Source organism: Streptomyces sp. NPDC031064 (assembly GCF_055570965.1).
This window is the reverse complement of record NZ_JBVIGF010000002.1, coordinates 664529-682507: the sequence shown is the minus strand read 5'-3', so window position 1 is coordinate 682507 and position 17979 is coordinate 664529. Positions and strand designations below refer to the sequence as shown.

The 17979-nt window shown below is 72.2% G+C and carries 18 protein-coding genes; 3 read left to right on the top strand and 15 right to left on the bottom strand.

Annotation, left to right across the window (positions count from 1 at the left end):
- Position 1: 1 nt before the first annotated feature.
- The 5 genes from gatC to ACZ46W_RS09760 form a co-directional block, all read right to left on the bottom strand.
- A complete protein-coding gene (gene gatC / locus ACZ46W_RS09780) occupies positions 2 to 298 on the bottom strand; it encodes an Asp-tRNA(Asn)/Glu-tRNA(Gln) amidotransferase subunit GatC (protein ID WP_016642027.1) in 297 nt (98 codons plus the stop codon).
- Positions 299 to 958: 660 nt separating this feature from the next.
- Positions 959 to 3067: a putative bifunctional diguanylate cyclase/phosphodiesterase gene (locus tag ACZ46W_RS09775; RefSeq protein WP_468334065.1), complete on the bottom strand. Its 2109-nt coding sequence runs from the start codon at positions 3065 to 3067 to the stop codon at positions 959 to 961.
- Between the two features lie 226 nt (positions 3068 to 3293).
- Entirely contained in the window at positions 3294 to 5483 is a 2190-nt protein-coding gene (gene ligA, locus ACZ46W_RS09770; protein ID WP_468334062.1) for an NAD-dependent DNA ligase LigA, read from the bottom strand.
- Positions 5484 to 5499: 16 nt separating this feature from the next.
- The gene (locus tag ACZ46W_RS09765; protein WP_468334059.1) at positions 5500 to 6504 is read right to left on the bottom strand and encodes a methionine synthase; all 1005 of its coding nucleotides are present in this window, start codon (positions 6502 to 6504) and stop codon (positions 5500 to 5502) included.
- Entirely contained in the window at positions 6501 to 7190 is a 690-nt protein-coding gene (locus ACZ46W_RS09760; RefSeq protein ID WP_468334056.1) for an SDR family oxidoreductase, read from the bottom strand. The genes ACZ46W_RS09765 and ACZ46W_RS09760 overlap by 4 nt, the downstream gene beginning before the upstream one ends.
- Before the next feature lie 102 nt (positions 7191 to 7292).
- On the opposite strand from ACZ46W_RS09760, the gene ACZ46W_RS09755 reads away from it, so the two are divergent.
- A complete protein-coding gene (locus ACZ46W_RS09755; RefSeq protein WP_468334053.1) occupies positions 7293 to 7691 on the top strand; it encodes a DUF427 domain-containing protein in 399 nt (132 codons plus the stop codon).
- Here the strand turns inward: ACZ46W_RS09755 and mnmA are convergent.
- Positions 7619 to 8743 carry a tRNA 2-thiouridine(34) synthase MnmA gene (gene mnmA / locus ACZ46W_RS09750; RefSeq protein ID WP_468334050.1) on the bottom strand — a complete coding sequence of 375 codons (1125 nt, stop codon included), beginning with the start codon at positions 8741 to 8743 and terminating at the stop codon, positions 7619 to 7621. The genes ACZ46W_RS09755 and mnmA overlap by 73 nt on opposite strands.
- 60 nt (positions 8744 to 8803) lie before the next feature.
- On the opposite strand from mnmA, the gene ACZ46W_RS09745 reads away from it, so the two are divergent.
- On the top strand, positions 8804 to 9478 hold the full coding sequence (locus tag ACZ46W_RS09745) for an N-acetylmuramoyl-L-alanine amidase (protein WP_468334047.1): 675 nt from the start codon (positions 8804 to 8806) through the stop codon (positions 9476 to 9478).
- Here the strand turns inward: ACZ46W_RS09745 and ACZ46W_RS09740 are convergent.
- The 3 genes from ACZ46W_RS09740 to ACZ46W_RS09730 all read right to left on the bottom strand — a co-directional run bounded on the left by ACZ46W_RS09740 (position 9471) and on the right by ACZ46W_RS09730 (position 11160).
- Positions 9471 to 10640, bottom strand: coding sequence for a cysteine desulfurase family protein (locus ACZ46W_RS09740; protein WP_468334044.1), 1170 nt, complete (start codon positions 10638 to 10640; stop codon positions 9471 to 9473). The two genes, ACZ46W_RS09745 and ACZ46W_RS09740, sit on opposite strands and share 8 nt — an antisense overlap.
- Before the next feature lie 69 nt (positions 10641 to 10709).
- Positions 10710 to 10988, bottom strand: coding sequence for a DUF4190 domain-containing protein (locus ACZ46W_RS09735; RefSeq protein WP_468334041.1), 279 nt, complete (start codon positions 10986 to 10988; stop codon positions 10710 to 10712).
- Between the two features lie 25 nt (positions 10989 to 11013).
- Positions 11014 to 11160 carry a hypothetical protein gene (locus tag ACZ46W_RS09730; RefSeq protein ID WP_468334038.1) on the bottom strand — a complete coding sequence of 49 codons (147 nt, stop codon included), beginning with the start codon at positions 11158 to 11160 and terminating at the stop codon, positions 11014 to 11016.
- Between the two features lie 119 nt (positions 11161 to 11279).
- On the opposite strand from ACZ46W_RS09730, the gene ACZ46W_RS09725 reads away from it, so the two are divergent.
- Positions 11280 to 11897 carry a TetR family transcriptional regulator gene (locus ACZ46W_RS09725; RefSeq protein WP_468334036.1) on the top strand — a complete coding sequence of 206 codons (618 nt, stop codon included), beginning with the start codon at positions 11280 to 11282 and terminating at the stop codon, positions 11895 to 11897.
- On the opposite strand, the gene ACZ46W_RS09720 is transcribed toward ACZ46W_RS09725, so the two are convergent.
- The 6 genes from ACZ46W_RS09720 to ACZ46W_RS09695 all read right to left on the bottom strand — a co-directional run bounded on the left by ACZ46W_RS09720 (position 11866) and on the right by ACZ46W_RS09695 (position 17901).
- The gene (locus tag ACZ46W_RS09720) at positions 11866 to 12855 is read right to left on the bottom strand and encodes a helix-turn-helix transcriptional regulator (protein WP_468334033.1); all 990 of its coding nucleotides are present in this window, start codon (positions 12853 to 12855) and stop codon (positions 11866 to 11868) included. The two genes, ACZ46W_RS09725 and ACZ46W_RS09720, sit on opposite strands and share 32 nt — an antisense overlap.
- Positions 12856 to 12865: 10 nt before the next feature.
- On the bottom strand, positions 12866 to 13684 hold the full coding sequence (locus tag ACZ46W_RS09715) for a thioesterase family protein (RefSeq protein WP_366127243.1): 819 nt from the start codon (positions 13682 to 13684) through the stop codon (positions 12866 to 12868).
- 26 nt (positions 13685 to 13710) lie between these two features.
- Entirely contained in the window at positions 13711 to 14391 is a 681-nt protein-coding gene (locus ACZ46W_RS09710; protein ID WP_468334030.1) for a trimeric intracellular cation channel family protein, read from the bottom strand.
- 272 nt (positions 14392 to 14663) lie between these two features.
- Positions 14664 to 15809 carry an ABC transporter ATP-binding protein gene (locus tag ACZ46W_RS09705; RefSeq protein ID WP_468334027.1) on the bottom strand — a complete coding sequence of 382 codons (1146 nt, stop codon included), beginning with the start codon at positions 15807 to 15809 and terminating at the stop codon, positions 14664 to 14666.
- Positions 15806 to 16897 carry an ABC transporter ATP-binding protein gene (locus ACZ46W_RS09700; protein ID WP_468334024.1) on the bottom strand — a complete coding sequence of 364 codons (1092 nt, stop codon included), beginning with the start codon at positions 16895 to 16897 and terminating at the stop codon, positions 15806 to 15808. Before ACZ46W_RS09700 ends, ACZ46W_RS09705 begins: the two co-directional genes overlap by 4 nt.
- A complete protein-coding gene (locus tag ACZ46W_RS09695) occupies positions 16894 to 17901 on the bottom strand; it encodes an ABC transporter permease (protein WP_468334021.1) in 1008 nt (335 codons plus the stop codon). Before ACZ46W_RS09695 ends, ACZ46W_RS09700 begins: the two co-directional genes overlap by 4 nt.
- Positions 17902 to 17979: the final 78 nt, after the last annotated feature.

The window sequence follows — 17979 nt, the reverse complement described above, 5'->3', positions numbered from 1 at the left end:
CTTAGTCCTCCCCCAGGATCTGCGGCACCTTGAAACGCTGCTGCTCCTGGGCCGGGGCGCCGGAGAGCGCCTGCTCGGGGGTGAGCGACGGACGGACCTCGTCCGCGCGCATGACGTTGGTCAGCGGCAGCGGGTGGGAGGTCGGGGGTACGTCTTGATCGGCGACCTCGGAGACGCGGGCGACCGCGCCGATGATGTCGTCGAGCTGTCCGGCGAAGTGGTCGAGCTCTTCGTCCTTCAGCTCCAGACGTGCCAGCCGGGCGAGGTGGGCGACCTCCTCGCGCGTGATGCCAGGCATGCAGCGATCCTCAGGGGTGAGTGTGATGGTTTTGGCCCAATCCTATGGGGCGGGGCGCTCTACCCGTTAAACGGTTTGCCCGAGGCCCCGCCGGGCGGGCCCGTGCCCGTGCCCATCCCCCACCGACCCGCAGTCGGCGTCCGGCCGGAGCGGGGCCGTGCAGGGTCGCCCCCGCAGAGGTTGGCGGCGAAGGCCGGGCTCCCTTTACCGGCACCCAAGGCCGCCGGCCTCGAGGAAGTGAGCCCGGAGGGGCCCCGCCCCCACCCACCGGCGGTGACCGCCCGCCCCACCGGTCCCGCACCCGGGGTCACCGGTGAAGGGCACCGCCCCAGGGGGCACCGGGCAAAGGCACCGCCCCGGCCCGTTGTGCCCACCCGTCCCGCCCTGCGGGACGACTGCCCACAACGGGGGGGACCCACCCACCAGGCGACCGACCACAACGGGGGAACCCACCCACCAGGAGACCGCCCACAGCGGGGGGACCGCCCAGGAGACCGCCCACAGCGGGGAGAGGGCCTGCCCGCCGGGCGACCGATCGCGGCGGGGGCCGACCACGACGGCGACCGATCGCGGCGGGGGCGGACCACGACGGCGACCGATCGCGGCGGGGGCCGACCACGACGGCGACCGATCGCGGCGGGGGCGGACCGCCCGGTAGGGCTACTGCACCACCTGGTCCGCGTCCTGGGGCGCGGGGGGGAGCTCGCGGGGCGGGCGGTGCCAGCCGGCTTCGCCGCGGGCGCGCAGCCAGGCCGTCGTCTCCGCCGGCGGCATCGCCGCGGCGACCAGCCAGCCCTGCACCGCGTCACAGCCCAGGTCCCGCAGCCGCTCCCAGGTCTCGTCGTCCTCGACGCCCTCCGCGACCACCAGCAGGCCCAGCGAGTGCGCCAGGTCGACGGTGCACCGGACGATCTCGGCGTCCTCGTTGTCGACCGCCAGTCGCGCCACGAACGAGCGGTCGATCTTGAGCTCGCTCACCGGGAGCCGCCGCAGGTGGACCAGGGACGAGTACCCGGTGCCGAAGTCGTCGAGGGACATCTTCACGCCGTGGCCCGTGAGCCCCGCCAGGGTGTCGGCGGCGCGCTGCGGGTCCTCCAGCAGGACGTGCTCCGTTATCTCGAGCTGGAGCGCGCCCGCCGGGACCCCGTGCCGGGCGAGCCGCGCCGCGACGGCGCCGGCGAAGCCGGGGGTGTGGACGTCGCGCGGGGAGACGTTCACGGCGACGGGGACGTTCAGCCCCTGGGCGCGCCACTTGGCGACCTGGCCGAGCGCGGTCTCCAGGACGTACTCCGTGAGGTGCGGCATCAGTCCGGAGGACTCGGCGATGGCGATGAACTCGTCGGGCGGGACCTTCCCGCGCTCCGGGTGCACCCAGCGCACCAGGGCCTCCAGCCCGGCGACGTGTCCGTCGAAGCGGACCTTCGGCTGGTAGTGGAGCTCGACGTCGCCGGCGTCCAGGGCGCGCCGCAGGTCGCCGAGGAGACCGAGCCGGTCGGGGGTGTTGGAGTCGCGCTTCGACTCGTACACCTCGACGCCCGTGCGGTCCCGCTTGGCCTGGTACATCGCCACGTCGGCCCGCTGGAGGAGCCCTTCGGCGTCCAGCGCGTGGTCGGGGAAGACGGCGACGCCCGCGCTGGCCTCCAGGACCAGGGTGAGCCCGTCGAGGTCGAGCGGCGAGGACAGCTCGGCGGCGAGCTGCCGCGCCACCCGCTGGGCGCTCGTCGTGGAGTCGGCGGTCGGCAGCAGTACGGCGAACTCGTCGCCGCCCAGCCGCGCCGCCTCCGCCCCGCGCGGGAGCGCGAGCCGCAGCCGGTCGGCGATCTGGAGCAGCAGCCGGTCGCCGGCCAGGTGGCCGAGCGTGTCATTGACCGACCGGAAACGATCGAGGTCGATCAGCACGAGCGCCGCCCTGACGCCCTCGCCCTCGGCCTCCTCCAGCGCGGTCCAGGTCCGCTCCAGCAGCCACTGACGGTTCGGCAGCCCGGTGAGCGGGTCGCGCAGTTGTTCCTCCGCCCGCGCACGGGCGATCCAGAGCGTGGAGTCCAGGGCGATCAGCGGCACGGCGAACAGCGGCAGCACCACCGGCAGGGAGACCGCGACGACACAGATCAGCGGCGCGATGCCCAGCAGCGCGACCGCCACCAGTCCCTGCCGCAGCAGCGCGGTACGGGCGGCCGTGGGCAGCCCGCCGCTCTGCGGGGCCAGCGTGTACCACAACAGCAGCCGGGTCACCACCAGGTACGCGGTGGCCGCCAGCGCCAGTTCCGGCACCGCCTCGATACCCCATTCGAGTGGCTGCCACGGCCGTTCGACCGTGGGCACGTCCCCGAACGCGGCGAGGACCAGTGCCGCCGACCCGATGCCGAGGATGTCGGCCGCGCCGTGCAGCAGGCCCTGCCGCCAGCGGTGCCGCCGCGCCGCGCCGACCAGGACGACGACGGCGAGGCTGACCAGTCCGGCGGGCACCCACCCGTACAGCAGCAGGACGGCGATGGTGAGCGCGGCGCCGGAGCCGGTGCCTCCCCACCACCGGTCGCGGCCGAGCGCGACCAGGTGGCCGACGATGATGCCGGTGAGCACGGCGAGCGACCAGCCGGCCGTGGATCCGGGGAAGAGCGCGTTGCCGCCGCTCACGGCGCCGTACAGCCCGGCCAGGAGGACGAAGGCGGCGACGGCCACGACGACGGTCGGGAGCCTGGATGCGATGCCCGCGCTGGCCGCGTACGCACGCGGCCGTGAGACCGGGGCGGCACTCTCGGTCGGTTTCATTCCGTCCCTCTCACAGCCGGCGGTGCCGTTGCCTCGCGATGGCCCGTTGTCATGCCGCCACGGCCGGAATCCACCCTGCGGCCGTGCACGACATGCGCCGTCTCAACAGTAGGCCGCGGAAGGCTTCGACGGGCAGCGCTCTACAGCTCTTGCCCGAATGCGGCCCGGCCACCCTTATCCATCTGGTATGCGCCGAACGGGTGACCTCCAGACACCGATTCCCGGCCTACTGTTCGAGCGGGACCGCCACCTCGCGCGCCGCGTCCGGACCCTGTTCGAGCAGGACTTGGAAGCCGTCCTCGTCCAGAACCGGAACCTTCAACTGCATTGCCTTGTCGTACTTGGAGCCGGGGTTGTCGCCCACAACGACGAAGGCGGTCTTCTTCGAAACGGAACCGGTCACTTTCGCTCCGCGGCTCTGGAGGGACTCTTTTGCGCCATCCCTGGTGTAGTTCTGGAGGGTGCCGGTGACGACGACCGTCAATCCCTCCAGCGGGCGCGGCCCTTCGTCCTCGCCCGTGCTCTCCTCCTCCATCCGCACCCCGGCGGCACGCCACTTGCGGATGATCTCCCGGTGCCAGTCCTCCTCGAACCACTGCTTGAGGGAGGCCGCGATGGTCGGACCCACGCCCTCGACGGCCGCCAGCTCCTCCTCGCTCGCCTGCTCGATGCGGTCGATCGAGCGGAACTCGCGCGCCAGCGCCTCCGCCGCCACCGGCCCGACGTGACGGATCGACAGGCCGGTGATGATCCGGGCCAGGGGGCGCTGCTTGGCGGCCGCGATGTTCTCCAGCATGGCCAGGGCGTTCTTGCGCGGCTCCCCCTGCTGGTTGGCGAAGACCGTGGCGATCTTCTCCTCGCCCGTCTTGGGGTCGCGCTTGGGCAGACCGCTGTCCTGGTCCAGGACGTACGCCTTGATGGGCAGCAGTCGCTCGATGGTGAGGTCGAACAGGTCGCCCTCGTCCACCAGCGGCGGCTCGGACGGCTCCAAGGGCTTGGTCAGCGCGGCCGCCGCCACATAGCCGAAGTTCTCGATGTCGAGGCACTTGCGGCCGGCGAGGTAGAAGAGCCGCTCACGCAACTGGGCCGGGCACGTACGGCCGTTCGGGCAGCGCAGGTCGACGTCGCCCTCCTTCATCGGCCGCAGCGGCGTCCCGCACTCGGGGCACTCGGCCGGCATCACGAACTCCCGCTCCGTGCCGTCCCGCAGGTCCGCCACCGGCCCGAGGATCTCCGGGATGACGTCACCGGCCTTGCGCAGCACCACCGTGTCCCCGATGAGGACGCCCTTGGCCTTCACGACGTCCTGGTTGTGCAGGGTGGCGAACTCGACCTCCGAGCCCGCGACCGTGACCGGCTCCACCTGCGCGTACGGCGTGACCCGGCCCGTGCGGCCCACCCCCACCCGGATGTTGACCAGCTTGGTGTTGACCTCCTCCGGCGCGTACTTCCAGGCGATCGCCCAGCGCGGCGCCCGTGAGGTGGAGCCCAGCCGGCCCTGGAGCGGGATCTCGTCGAGCTTGACGACCACGCCGTCGATCTCGTGCTCCACCGAGTGCCGGTTCTCGCCGAAGTACGCGATGAACTCCCGTACGCCGTCGATGTCGTCAACCACCTTGTTGTGCCGGGCGGTCGGCAGGCCCCACTCGCGCAGCAGCCCGTACGCCTCCGACAGCCGGCTGATCTCCAGGCCCTCGCGCGCGCCGATGCCGTGCACCACCATGTGCAGCGGGCGCGTGGCGGTGACCTTGGGGTCCTTCTGGCGCAGGGAACCGGCCGCCGCGTTGCGCGGGTTGGCGAACGGCTTGTCGCCGGCCGCCACCAGGCGGGCGTTGAGCTCCTCGAACTTCTCCATCGGGAAGTAGACCTCGCCCCGGATCTCCACCAGGTCCGGGATACGGTCGCCCTTCAGCCGGTCGGGCACGTCCGAGATGGTGCGGATGTTCGGTGTGATGTCCTCGCCCGTGCGGCCGTCGCCGCGCGTGGCCGCGCGCGTGAGGCGGCCCTTCTCGTAGGTCAGGTTGACGGCGAGGCCGTCGACCTTGAGCTCGCACAGGAAGTGGTACGCCGAGGTGCCGACCTCCTTGGCGACACGGTCCGCCCAGGCGGCCAGCTCCTCGTCGTCGAAGGCGTTGTCCAGCGACAGCATCCGCTCGCGGTGCTGGACGGCCGTGAACTCCGTCTCGTACGACCCGGCGACCTTCTGGGTCGGGGAGTCGGGCGTCCGGAGCTCCGGATACTCCTCCTCCAGCGCCTCCAGGGAACGCAGCAACCGGTCGAACTCGGCGTCGCTGATGACCGGCTGGTCCTTCACGTAGTACCGGAAGCGGTGCTCCTCGACCTGCTCGGCAAGCTGCGCGTGCTTGTCCCGTGCCTCCGCCGGCACGACATCGTGCTGTTCGACAGCCACCGTCATTCCTCCGTTACTGACGTCACTCAGGGTTGTCCGCGAGCGATCTCGCCGCCTTGACGCAGTGGGCGAGCGCGGCACGGGCGTACGCGGGCGAGGCGCCCGCCAGCCCGCACGACGGGGTGACCACGAGCGACTCGGCGAGAGTCCCCGGATTCAGCCCCAGCCTGCGCCACAGCGTCCTGACACCCATGACGCTACCGGCAGGGTCTGACAATGGGCCGTCGGTGGACCCCACGACGCCCGCGAACAGCTTTGTGCCGCCCTCGACCGCCTCCCCGATCTGCTCCTCGTCACGCTCGGTGAGCAGCGCGAAATCGAACGAGATACCCGCCGCGCCGGCCCGCCGCAGCAGCGCGAACGGCACGTCCGGGGCGCACGAGTGCACGATCACCGGACCGTCGTGGACGCTCATGACCTCCCGCAGCGCGCTTTCCACGACCTGCCGGTCCACCGCCCGGTAGGTGCGGTAGCCGCTCGCGGTCGGCACCCGCCCGCGCAGCACGGCGGTGAGGGACGGCTCGTCGAGCTGGAGCGCCACCCGCGCGCCCGGCACCCGGCGCCGCACCTCCGCGAGGTGGGCGCGCAGCCCCTCCGCCAGCGAGGCCGCCAGGTCCCGGCAGGCGCCGGGGTCGCCGAGCGCGGCCTCGCCGCCCCGCAGCTCCAGGGCGGCGGCCAGCGTCCACGGCCCCACGGCCTGGACCTTCAGCAGGCCCTCGTACCCCTGTGTGAACTCCTCCAGGGCGTCGAGGTCCTCGCCCATCCAGGACCTGGCCCGCCGGGTGTCCCGGCCCGGCCGGTCGCTGACCCGCCAGCCGCTCGGCTCGACGTGAGCGTACATCTCCACGAGCAGCCCGATCGTCCGCCCGATCATGTCGGCGCCCGGGCCGCGCGCCGGCAGCTCGGCGAGGTGCGGGAAGTCCTCGAAGGTCCCGGTGACGGCCTTGGCGGCCTCCCGCGCGTCGCCGCCGGGCATGGACCCGACGCCGGTGGCCGGGCCCCAACTGAAGTCGTCGCTGTCGGTCATCGTCCCGGCCGCACCGTCACGTCGTTGATCTCCGCGTCGCGCGGGAGGTCGATGGCCATCAGGATCGTCGTGGCGACCGACTCGGGGTCGATCCAGCGCGAGGCGTCGTACTCCTTGCCCTCCTGCTGGTGCACCTTGGCCTGCATGGGGCTGGCCGTGCGGCCCGGGTAGACGGACGTGACGCGGACGCCGTTGCCGTGCTCCTCCTGGCGCAGCGAGTCGGCCAGCGCCTTGAGGCCGTGCTTGGAGGCGGCGTACGCGGACCATTCGGCGTGCGCGTTCAGACCGGCGCCGGAGTTGACGAACACGACGTGTCCCTGGGACACCCGCAGTTGCGGCAGGAGCAGCCTGGTCAGCTCGGCGGGCGCGATGAGGTTGACCTCGAGCTGGCCGCGCCACGCCTTGGTGGTGAGGTCGCCGACCCGCCCGAGGTCGACGACGCCCGCGATGTGCAGCAGCGAGTCGAGCCGGTCGGGGAGGGTCTGGTGGGAGAAGGCCCAGGAGAGCCGGTCGGGACCCGCGAGGTCGCCGACGAGCGTGCGGGCACCCGGGTAGGTGTCGGCCAGTTCCTTGGCGCGCCCGGCGTCACGGGCCAGCAGGACCAGGTCGTCGCCCCGCTCGTGCAGGCGGCGGGCGACGGCCGCGCCGATGCCGGAACCCGCCCCGGTGATCATGTGTGTAGCCATACGGGCCATGCTCGCATCCTGAGGGCGGCCACCGGATCCCGGCGCTCCCCCGCGCGCAGCGCTACGGGGAATCCGGCACCCGGCACGGCTGTTGGACCGGCCATGACGACAGGACACCGCATCACCATCGAGCAGGGCACCGACCTCGTACGCGTGGTCCACGACGGACAGGTGGTCGCCCAGAGCCGCCGTCCCCTGCTGCTGCGCGAGACGGGCTACCCCGTGCGGTACTACCTGCCGGTGACGGACGTACGGATGGACCTCCTGTCCCCCTCGGACACCCGCACGCACTGCCCGTTCAAGGGCACCGCGTCCTACTGGTCGCTGCCGGGCGCGAAGGACGCGGCATGGGCGTACCCCGACCCCAAGCCGGAGGTCGCCGGGATCAAGGACCACCTCTGCTTCTACGGGTCCGGACGAGACGGGGATCAGGCCGAGACCGACGCCCGCCGGGTCGTCGTGGCGATCGTCGCCGAGCCGACGACGCGGGTGTCGTCGTAGAGGACGATCGCCTGGCCGGGGGCGACGCCCCGTACCGGCTCGGCGAAGGTGACGTGCAGTTCGTCGCCCTCGAAGGAGGCGGTCACCGGGGTTTCGCCGCCGTGGGCGCGGAGCTGGGCGGTGTAGGTGCCGGGGCCGGAGGGGGCCGTGCCGCACCAGCGGGGCTTGATGGCGGTCAGGGCGGTGACGTCGAGGGCCTCGGCGGGGCCCACCGTCACGGTGTTGTTCACGGGCGAGATGTCCAGGACGTAGCGGGGCTTGCCGTCCGGGGCGGGGTGGCCGATGCGGAGGCCCTTGCGCTGGCCGATGGTGAAGCCGTAGGCGCCCTCGTGGGTGCCGATCTTGGCGCCGGACTCGTCGACGATGTCGCCCTCGGCCTTGCCCAGGCGGGAGGCGAGGAAGCCCTGGGTGTCGCCGTCCGCGATGAAGCAGATGTCGTGGCTGTCGGGCTTCTTGGCCACGGCCAGACCCCGCCGCTCCGCCTCCGCGCGGATCTCGTCCTTGGTGGTGAGGGTGTCGCCCAGCGGGAACATCGCGTGCGCGAGCTGCTTCTCGTCCAGGACGCCGAGGACGTAGGACTGGTCCTTGGCCATGTCGGAGGCGCGGTGGAGCTCCCGGCTGCCGTCCTCGCGGGTCACGATCGTCGCGTAGTGGCCGGTGCAGACCGCGTCGAAGCCCAGCGCCAGGGCCTTGTCCAGCAGCGCCGCGAACTTGATCTTCTCGTTGCAGCGCAGGCACGGGTTGGGGGTGCGACCGGCCTCGTACTCGGCGATGAAGTCGTCCACGACGTCCTCGCGGAACCGCTCGGCCAGGTCCCAGACGTAGAAGGGGATGCCGATCACGTCGGCCGCGCGGCGGGCGTCGCGCGAGTCCTCGATCGTGCAGCAGCCACGGGCGCCGGTGCGGAAGGACTGCGGGTTCGCGGACAGGGCGAGGTGCACCCCGGTGACGTCGTGGCCGGCTTCGGCGGCGCGGGCGGCGGCGACGGCGGAGTCCACGCCGCCCGACATGGCGGCGAGCACACGGAGGGGGCGCTGGGGAGTCTGAGTCATAGCCCTACCAGGGTACGGGCCCCGGGAACCATGCTCACGTGCGTATGCGTTGACGATCACATGGACGGGAAAAAGCGGGGGACGGTCGGCCGTCGCGCGGTGCTGATCGGCGGTGGGGCGGCGGTCGTGGGCGCGGCGGTGCTGGCCCGGGACGAGCTGCGGCGGGCCTGGTACCGGGTTCCGGGGGTGGAGAAGGACCGCGTCGAGGGTGCGCTGGACCATCCGGGCGCGCAGTGGACGGCGGCGTCGCGGGCGAACTGGCGGCTGGCGGACCGCCCGGACGACTTCACCATCGACCGGGTCGTCATCCATGTCGTCCAGGGCGACTTCCCGACCGCCCTGAAGGTGTTCAAGGACCCGGAGCACGGTGCGGCGACGCACTACGTCGTCCGCAAGGACGGGCACGTCGCGCAGATGATCCGGGAGCTGGACGTGGCGTTCCACGCGGGCAACCGGGACATGAACGAGCGGAGCATCGGCATCGAGCACGAGGGGTTCGTGGACCGGCCGCAGGACTTCACGGCGGCCATGTACGCGTCGTCCGCGAGGCTGACGGCCGGGATATGCGCGCGGTACGGCATCCCGGTGGACCGCGAGCACATCATCGGCCATGTGGAGGTGGAGGGGACCGACCACACCGATCCGGGGCCGCACTGGGACTGGGACCGGTACATGAAGCTGGTACGGGACGCCTCGCGGGCGCCGCGGACGGCCGCCGGGACGGCCGCTAGCTGAGTCCCGCCGTCCGGGCCCGCTCCACCGCCGGGCCGATGGCCTTGGCGACCGCCTCGACGTCGGCGCGCGTCGAGGTGTGGCCGAGCGTGAAGCGCAGCGTGCCGCGTGCCAGGTCCGGGTCGGTGCCGGTGGCCAGCAGGACGTGGCTGGGCTGGGCCACGCCGGCGGTGCACGCCGAGCCGGTGGAGCACTCGATGCCCTGGGCGTCCAGGAGCAGCAGCAGCGAGTCGCCCTCGCAGCCGGGGAAGGTGAAGTGGGCGTTGGCGGGCAGGCGGCCCTCCGGGGCCGGGTCGCCGCCGAGGATGGCGTCCGGGACGGCCGTACGGACGGCGTCGACCAGTTCGTCGCGGAGGGCGCCGATCTCGCGGGCGTACTCCTCGCGGCGCTCGGCGGCCAGCCGGCCCGCCACCGCGAAGGCGGCGACGGCGGGTACGTCGAGCGTGCCGGAGCGGACGTGGCGCTCCTGGCCGCCGCCGTGCAGCACGGGCACGGGGCTGTACTCACGGCCCAGCAGCAGCGCCCCGATGCCGTACGGGCCGCCGATCTTGTGGCTGGAAACCGTCATGGCGGCGAGGCCCGAGCCGGCGAAGCCGACCGGGACCTGGCCGAAGGCCTGGACGGCGTCGGAGTGCAGCGGTACGTCGAACTCGCGGGCGACGTCGGCCAGTTCGGCGACCGGCATGACGGTGCCGATCTCGTTGTTGGCCCACATCACGGTGGCGAGGGCGACGTTCGCCGGGTCGCGCTCGATGGCCTCGCGGAGCGCTTCGGGGTGCACGCGCCCGTAGCGGTCGACGGGCAGGTACTCGACGGTGGCGCCCTCGTGCTCGCCGAGCCAGTGGACGGCGTCGAGGACGGCGTGGTGCTCGACGGGGCTGGCCAGCACCCGGACGCGGCGCGGGTCGGCGTCCCGGCGGGCCCAGTACAGGCCCTTGACGGCGAGGTTGTCCGCCTCGGTGCCGCCGGAGGTCAGGACGACCTCGCTGGGGCGTGCGCCCAGCGCCTCGGCGAGGGCCTCGCGGGCCTCCTCGACGGTACGGCGGGCCCGGCGGCCGGCGGCGTGCAGCGAGGACGCGTTGCCCGTCACGGCGAGCTGGGCGGTCATCGCCTCGATCGCCTCCGGCAGCATCGGAGTGGTCGCGGCGTGGTCGAGGTAAGCCATGGTGCAACGATTCTACGAGCCCCCCGCCGACGGAGTATCAGCGCCGTATCGGCCGTATGGGACCCGGCGTCAGGCGATGCTCCAGGAGACCGTTCCGTCCAGGCTGACCAGCGTGGCGAGCAGGGCCAGGTCGGCGATGCCGAGACCGAGGCCGAGCAGGGCCCGCCCACGGCGGGTGGTGCCGCGCCGCAGTGCGAGGACGGCGAGGCCGATGGCGATGGGCCCGAGCAGGATGTTCATCACCAGCAGGCCCACCAGCCCCAGGACGAACGCAGCGACGGCCATCCCGTCGGCGTCACGGACACGGCTCCCGGTCCGGGAGCGCGGGGTCGAGGTGGTGAGTTCCATGGCGGTCTCCTCAGCGGTGCTGTCGTTAGCGGTGCTGTCGTTCCCGGATCGCGAAGATCAGCAGCCAGGCGCCGATGACGGCGGCGGCGACGAGAGTGACCGGGACCGGTACGTGGGCCGCGGTCCCGATGACGACACCCAGCATGAGCAGGGCGGCGACGATGAAGAACATCCGATGACCTCCCTCGGTCCTCTGTAGGGGCTGAATCGGAAAACAGTTGTTCACTGACTACCCAGTCTAGCGAGTGCCATCACTGGAGCGTCCGGGAGAACGGTTGTTTACTGAATGGCATGAGTCACACCTCCGGGATCCGGCAGGCCCAGAAACAGAAGACCCGTCAGGCCCTCCTGGACGCCGCCCTTCAACTCCTGGAGGGCCAGAGCCTGAGCAGCCTCGGCCTGCGCGAGGTGACCCGCGCGGTCGGCGTCGCCCCCGCGGCCTTCTACCGGCACTTCCGCGACACCGCGGACCTCGGCGTCGCCCTCGTCGACGAGGCCCTGGGCAGCCTGCACGGCACGATCCGTACGACCCTCGCGGCGACCGGCGACAGCGACGAACGGATCGCCGCCACCGTCCGGTTGATCGCCGGCCTCGTACGCGAGTACCCCGCCCACGTCCGGTTCATCGCCCGCGAACGGCACGGAGGCGTGGCGCCCGTACGCGAGGCGATCGGCGGCCAACTCGACCGGTTCGCACGGGAGGTGGCCGACGAGCTGGCCGGGCACCCCGAGAGCACGGGGTGGGAGCGGGACGACCTGCTCATGCTCGCCGGGCTGTACGTCGACCACATGGTGATGACCGCCTCGGCGTTCCTGGCGACCCCGCCCGACGCCTGGGACCGCGTGGCGCGCACCGCGCGGCGGCAACTGCGGCTGGTCAGTCTGGGGCGCCGCCACTGGCTGGAGTGACGTCCGCGTACAGGGCGAGCACCCCCGCCGCCCGCCGCGCCAGTTCGGCGCGCACCTCGGGCGGGTCGAGAACCTCCAGGTTCGCCCCGAAGGCCAGCAGCGCGCGGGTGTGCGGCACGTCCGGGAAGGCGAGCTCGATCCGGGCCCACTCCCCCGCCGGCTCCGGCTCCGGCTCGCCCGTCAACAGCCCGCCGTGCAGGCGCGTGAAGAGGTCGAGGCGCGACAGGTGGACCCTGGCCCGTACGCGCAGCCCCGCCGGGCGCTCCTCCACCTGGCGGCGCAGCACCTCCCACACGTCCGCGAGCTCCACCCCGGCCCGCCGCCGCACCGGGGCGTCGGTGACCGTCGCCCGCCGGATCCGGTCGGCGCGGTAGAGGCGGGGCGCGCCCCGGTGGTCCGCCGCCAGGTACCAGACTCCCGCCTTCGCCACGAGCCCGTACGGATCGACGGTGTACGTCCGCGCCTCCTCCGCACCGCTGTGGCGGTAGCGCAGCCGCAGCCGCCGGTCCGTGAAGACGGCGTCGTGCAGGACGTCCAGGTCCACAGCGGGGCTCGGGCCGCGCAGCCAGCGGTCCGGGTCGACGAGGATGCGGCGGCTGGTCAACTCGGCGGCCGGGCGGTGCGGTTCCGGGAGGGCGGCCATCACCTTGCGGAGCGCCGAGCCGAGGGCCCGGTCGAGCCCGAGCGCGGCGTGGGCGCCCTGGGCGGCGAGGACGAACAGGGCGCGCGACTCGTCGGCGGTCAGCCCGGTGACGTCCGTCCGGAAACCCGGCAGAAGGGCGATGCCACCGTGCCGGCCGCGCTCGGCGTAGACGGGGACACCGGACGCGGAGAGCGCCTCGACGTCCCGGTAGATGGTGCGTACGGAGACGTCGAGGCGCTCGGCGAGCTCGGTGGCGGGGACGAGGCCCCGCGTCTGGAGCAGCAGGAGGATGGAGAGCAGCCGGTCGGACTTCACCCCAGGGACATTAACCCCGTGGTGCGCGCGCGAGTTGACGGGACTGGGCCACCAGGCGGTCGGCGCTGTCCCATACTTCGGCGTCCTCCTCCAGGAAGCCGCCCGCGAGGTTGCGGGTGGTGATGGAGACCCGCAGCGGGCCGGGGGCGGGGCGGCAGCGTATGTGGGTGGTGAGCTCGACGGTCGGGGTCCAGCCGGTGAGGCCCAGCTCGAAGGAGGTCGGGGGCAGGGCGTCCACGGTGAGCAGCAGGGACAGCGGGTCGGGCTCGCGGCCGTCGGCCAGGCCGAACCAGCCGCGCATCTCGCCCTTGCCGGACGGGGCGCCGACGGCCCAGCCCAGGGTGGTGGGGTCGAGCTTGATGTCGAGGCGCTCGGTGATGGCGGAGGAGCCCGGGATGGGCGCCGGGCCGTCGGACGGGCCGAGGCAGTGCTCGCGTGGCGGGATGGCGGGCGGCTTGGCCGTGGTCCGTACGTCGTCGGGCAGGGAGTCGAGGTCACCGTAGGAGGCGAGGACCCGGATGCGCTCGACCTCGGTGCCGTCCTCCGCGTACTGGAAGAGCGAGGCCTGTCCGGTGGAGAGCGTGCGGCCGGTGCGCACCGTCTCGGTGCGGATCACGGCGGGGCCCGGCACGGACGGCGTCAGGTAGTGCGCCGAGATCGTGAACGGGTCGGGGTGCGGCAGGGCGTCGCCGAGCGCACGGCCGAGCAGGGCGAGGAGGTAGCCGCCGTTGACGGCCTGGATGATCGTCCAGCCGGCGGAGAGCTCCGCGTCGTAGACGCCGGGCTCCCGGAGGGTCACCGCGGTGTCGCGGTCGAACTCGCTGTCCATGCCCGGCACAGTACAACAGGAAACTACTAAGCGGTAGCTTTCCCCGGGAGCTGCTCCTCGGAGGCGGCGGAGCGGCGGTTCCAGGCCCGGGGCGCCCGCCAGTGGAAGCGCATGGCCAGCAGGCGGAGCAGGAACGTGGTCAGGGCGGCGAGGGCGCTGGTGAAAGGGTTCAGCATCTCGAAGCGGATGCAGAGGGCGACCATGGTGGCCCCCACGATGGCCGGCACCGCGTACAGGTCGCGGTCCCAGCGCAGCAGCGAGGGCACCTCGTTGGCCAGCACGTCGCGCAGCACGCCGCCGCCGACTCCGGTGGCCAGGCCCAGCACGGCGGAGAAGGTGAGGCCGAGGCCGTGCTCGTACGCCTTGGTCGTCCCCGCGACGCAGAAGAGGCCCAGCCCGGCGGCGTCGAAGACGTTCACGGCCGCCTGCGTGCGCTCGACGACCGGGTGGAGGAAGAAGACGAGCACGGTGGCGACGAGGGGCATGAGGAAGTAGCCGAGGTCGGTGAACGCGGCGGGCGGTACGGCGCCGATGACCAGGTCACGGAACAGCCCTCCGCCCAGGGCGGTGACCTCGGCGAGGACGGCGATGCCGAAGACGTCGAAGTTCTTGCGCACGGCGAGCAGGGCGCCCGAGATCGCAAAGACGAAGATGCCCGCGAGGTCGAGCGCGTGTTGCACGGAGGGGGTGAAGAATTCCTGGAGCACCGCCCAATTGTGCCGGTTCCCCCCGGGGGCTCCGCGCCCGCCGGACGGCTGCCCCCGGACGCGTCGTCCCGGCGCCCCCGTGCTCGGCCCCCGTGCCCGGTGCCCGCGGGGCGCCCCGCCGGGCTCGGTCGCCGTCGGGGCCGCTCCGGGGATCGTGTCCTGGGCTCTCCTTCGCAAGCTCAGTCGCTTTACGCCCAGAACACGACCCACTGCGCGTCCCCTTTCGTGGCCGGCCCGGGGCGCCGGTCACGGGGGGGGCCGCTCCCGGACGGTCAGGGCTTCTTCGGGGCGTCGTCCTCCGAGGACGGGGCGGAAGGCTCCGTCCCCGCCGTCCTCGTCGCCGCCACGATCTCGATCGCCTCGCCCGACGAGGCCAGGGGCGCGTCGCCCGGGGCCTGGTCCGGGGCGTTCTCGGGGTGGTGGCAGGCGACGCGGCGGCCCGGGGCCAGCTCCAGCAGCGGCGGCTCCTGGGTACGGCACATCTGCGTGGCCTTCCAGCAGCGGGTGTGGAACCGGCACCCGCTCGGCGGGGCGATCGGCGACGGCACGTCGCCCTTGAGCAGGATGCGCTCGCTCTTGGCCCCGCGCCGCCTCGGGTCCGGTATCGGGACCGCCGACATCAGGGCCTTGGTGTACGGGTGCATCGGCGCCTCGTACAGCGGCGTGCGGTCCGAGAGCTCGACGATCTTGCCCAGGTACATCACCGCGATCCGGTCCGAGACGTGCCGGATGACCGACAGGTCGTGCGCGATGATCACGTACGTGAGGCCCAGCTCGTCCTGGAGGTCGTCCAGCAGGTTCACCACCTGCGCCTGGATCGACACGTCCAGCGCCGAGACCGGCTCGTCCGCGACGACGAGCCGCGGCTTCAGCGCCAGGGCGCGCGCGATGCCGATGCGCTGGCGCTGGCCGCCCGAGAACTCGTGCGGGTAGCGGTTGTAGTGCTCGGGGCTCAGCCCGACCCGCTCCAGAAGGCCCTGGACCTCCTTCTTGACCCCGCCCTCCGGCTCGACGCCCTGGAGCCGGAACGGCGCGGAGACGATCGAGCCGATGGTGTGCCGCGGGTTCAGCGAACCGTACGGGTCCTGGAAGATCATCTGGATGTCGCGCCGCAGCGGCCGCATCCCGCCCGTGCTCAGGTGCGTGATGTCGGTGCCGTCGAACTCGACCTTGCCGCCGCTCGGCTCCAGCAGCCGCGTGATCAGCCGGCCCATCGTCGACTTGCCGCAGCCCGACTCGCCGACCACGCCGAGGGTCTCGCCGCGGCGCACCTCGAAGTCGATGCCGTCGACGGCCTTCACGGCGCCGACCTGCCGCTGGAGCAGGCCCTTCTTGATGGGGAAGTGTTTGACCAGGCCCTCGACCTTGAGCAGGGTCTCGGACGTCTGGGAATCCGTCGTGGCTTTGGTGTCGGTCACAGCTTCGGCGCAATCTCTTCGGTCCAGATCCGCGTGCGCTCCGCCCGCTCCATGTGGCAGGCGGAGAAGTGGCCGGAGCCCACCTCACGCAGTTCCGGGCGCTCGGTGCGGGTGATCCCGCCCTTGGGCACATCCGCGTACGGGCAGCGCGGGTTGAAGGCGCAGCCGCTCGGCACGTTGATGAGGGACGGCGGCTGGCCCTTGACCGGGATGAGCCGGTCGGTCTGGTCCCGGTCGATACGGGGCATCGACCCGAGCAGGCCCCAGGTGTAGGGGTGCTGCGGCTCGTAGAAGATCTTGTCGACCGGGCCGCGCTCCACGCACCGGCCGCCGTACATCACCAGGATGTCGTCGGCGATCTCGGCCACCACGCCCAGGTCGTGCGTGATGATGACGACCGCCGAGCCGAACTCCTTCTGGAGGTCCCGGATCAGGTCGAGGATCTGCGCCTGGACGGTGACGTCCAGCGCGGTGGTCGGCTCGTCGGCGATCAGCAGCTCGGGGTTGTTGACCAGCGCCATGGCGATCATCGCGCGCTGGCGCATACCGCCCGAGAACTCGTGCGGGTAGGAGTCCACGCGCTTGCCGGGCTCGGGGATGCCGACGCGGTCCAGCAGCTCGATGGCGCGGGCGCGGGCGACCTTCTTCGGCACCTTGTTGTGGATGCGGTACGCCTCCACGATCTGGCTGCCGACGGTGTAGTACGGGTGCATCGCGGACAGCGGGTCCTGGAAGATCATCGCCATCTCGCGGCCCCGAAGCCGCCGCACCTCGTCGGGGTCGGCGCTCACCAGCTCCTTGCCGTCGAGCCAGATCTCGCCGCTCACCCGTACGTTCTTGCCGCGTGCGCCGAGCCGGTGCAGGCCCATGATCGCGAGCGAGGTGACCGACTTGCCGGAGCCGGACTCGCCCACGACGCCGAGGGTCTTGCCCTTCTCCAACTGGAAGGAGAGCCCGTCCACCGACTTGACCAGGCCGTCGTCGGTCGGGAAGTGCACCTTGAGGTCGCGTACGTCGAGGAAGGCGCGCGGTTCGGAGGTGCCGGGGCGGTCCTCCACCACGGCGCCGGTCTTGGACAGTTCGGTCATGACACCCTCACGCGCGGGTCGACGACGGCGTACAGAAGGTCAACCACGAGGTTGAGGAAGACGACGAAGAACGCCGCGAGCAGTGTGACGCCGAGGATCGGCGGCAGGTCGTTGTCGGTGATCGACTTCACCGCGTACTCGCCGATGCCGTGCAGCGAGTACACCGACTCGGTGATCACCGCGCCGCCGAGGAGCAGGCCGATGTCCATGCCGAAGACGGTGACGATCGGGGTGAGCGCGGCCCGCAGGCCGTGCTTGGCGACGACCCGCCGCTCGCGCATGCCCTTGGCGCGGGCGGTGCGGATGAAGTCCTCGCTCATCGCCTCCAGCATCCCGGAGCGGGTGAGGCGGGCGTAGATCGCCGCGTACAGCAGGGCGAGGGAGCACCACGGCAGGAAGAGGGTGTTCGCCCACTGCGAGGGGTTCTCGGTGAACGGGACGTACGTCCGGCCGAAGATCTCCAGCTCGTAGCTGAAGAGCAGCAGGAAGAGCTGGGCGGTGAAGAAGATGGGCAGGGAGACGCCGGCGAGCGCGCCGCTCATGGCGGCCCGGTCGAAGAACGAGCCGGGCTTGAGGGCCGAGATGACGCCGACGACGATGCCGGAGACCAGCCACAGCACGGCCGCGCCGATGGCGAGGGAGATGGTGACCGGGAGCCGGTCGACGAGCTGCGGCCAGACCTCCAGGTTGGTCTTGAAGGAGTAGCCGAAGCAGGGCGCGTCGCACTGGACGGTGGTGGGACCCCGCTCATAGGTGGCGCCGGTGACGATTCCCCTGATGAAGTCCCAGTACTGGACGTAGACCGGTTCATCGAGGCCAAGATTCCGCTTGACCGCCGCGATGTCCGCGGGCGTGGGGTTCTTGCCGATGTACTGCTGGGCCAGTTGATCGGCGGTCTGGCCGGCCAGCTTCGGCAGGATGAAGAAGATGCCGAAGGTGACCGCCGTGACGACCAGCAGCAGGATCACTGCCGCGATCAGCCGGCGGATGATGTACGAGATCACGGGGACCGGCGCCGGTGCCCGCGGGCCGCACCGTGGATGCGGGGGCCCGCGGGCACCAATGCCTTCACCTGCCTTCCG

Excerpts from the sequence above, each read along its gene's own strand:
- gatC (WP_016642027.1), bottom strand. The coding sequence starts at position 298 with ATGCCTGGCATCACGCGCGAGGAGGTCGCCCACCTCGCCCGGCTGGCA.
- ACZ46W_RS09775 (WP_468334065.1), bottom strand. The coding sequence starts at position 3,067 with ATGAAACCGACCGAGAGTGCCGCCCCGGTCTCACGGCCGCGTGCGTAC.
- ligA (WP_468334062.1), bottom strand. The coding sequence starts at position 5,483 with ATGACGGTGGCTGTCGAACAGCACGATGTCGTGCCGGCGGAGGCACGG.
- ACZ46W_RS09765 (WP_468334059.1), bottom strand. The coding sequence starts at position 6,504 with ATGACCGACAGCGACGACTTCAGTTGGGGCCCGGCCACCGGCGTCGGG.
- ACZ46W_RS09760 (WP_468334056.1), bottom strand. The coding sequence starts at position 7,190 with ATGGCTACACACATGATCACCGGGGCGGGTTCCGGCATCGGCGCGGCC.
- ACZ46W_RS09755 (WP_468334053.1), top strand. The coding sequence starts at position 7,293 with ATGACGACAGGACACCGCATCACCATCGAGCAGGGCACCGACCTCGTA.
- mnmA (WP_468334050.1), bottom strand. The coding sequence starts at position 8,743 with ATGACTCAGACTCCCCAGCGCCCCCTCCGTGTGCTCGCCGCCATGTCG.
- ACZ46W_RS09745 (WP_468334047.1), top strand. The coding sequence starts at position 8,804 with ATGGACGGGAAAAAGCGGGGGACGGTCGGCCGTCGCGCGGTGCTGATC.
- ACZ46W_RS09740 (WP_468334044.1), bottom strand. The coding sequence starts at position 10,640 with ATGGCTTACCTCGACCACGCCGCGACCACTCCGATGCTGCCGGAGGCG.
- ACZ46W_RS09735 (WP_468334041.1), bottom strand. The coding sequence starts at position 10,988 with ATGGAACTCACCACCTCGACCCCGCGCTCCCGGACCGGGAGCCGTGTC.
- ACZ46W_RS09730 (WP_468334038.1), bottom strand. The coding sequence starts at position 11,160 with ATGTTCTTCATCGTCGCCGCCCTGCTCATGCTGGGTGTCGTCATCGGG.
- ACZ46W_RS09725 (WP_468334036.1), top strand. The coding sequence starts at position 11,280 with ATGAGTCACACCTCCGGGATCCGGCAGGCCCAGAAACAGAAGACCCGT.
- ACZ46W_RS09715 (WP_366127243.1), bottom strand. The coding sequence starts at position 13,684 with ATGGACAGCGAGTTCGACCGCGACACCGCGGTGACCCTCCGGGAGCCC.
- ACZ46W_RS09700 (WP_468334024.1), bottom strand. The coding sequence starts at position 16,897 with ATGACCGAACTGTCCAAGACCGGCGCCGTGGTGGAGGACCGCCCCGGC.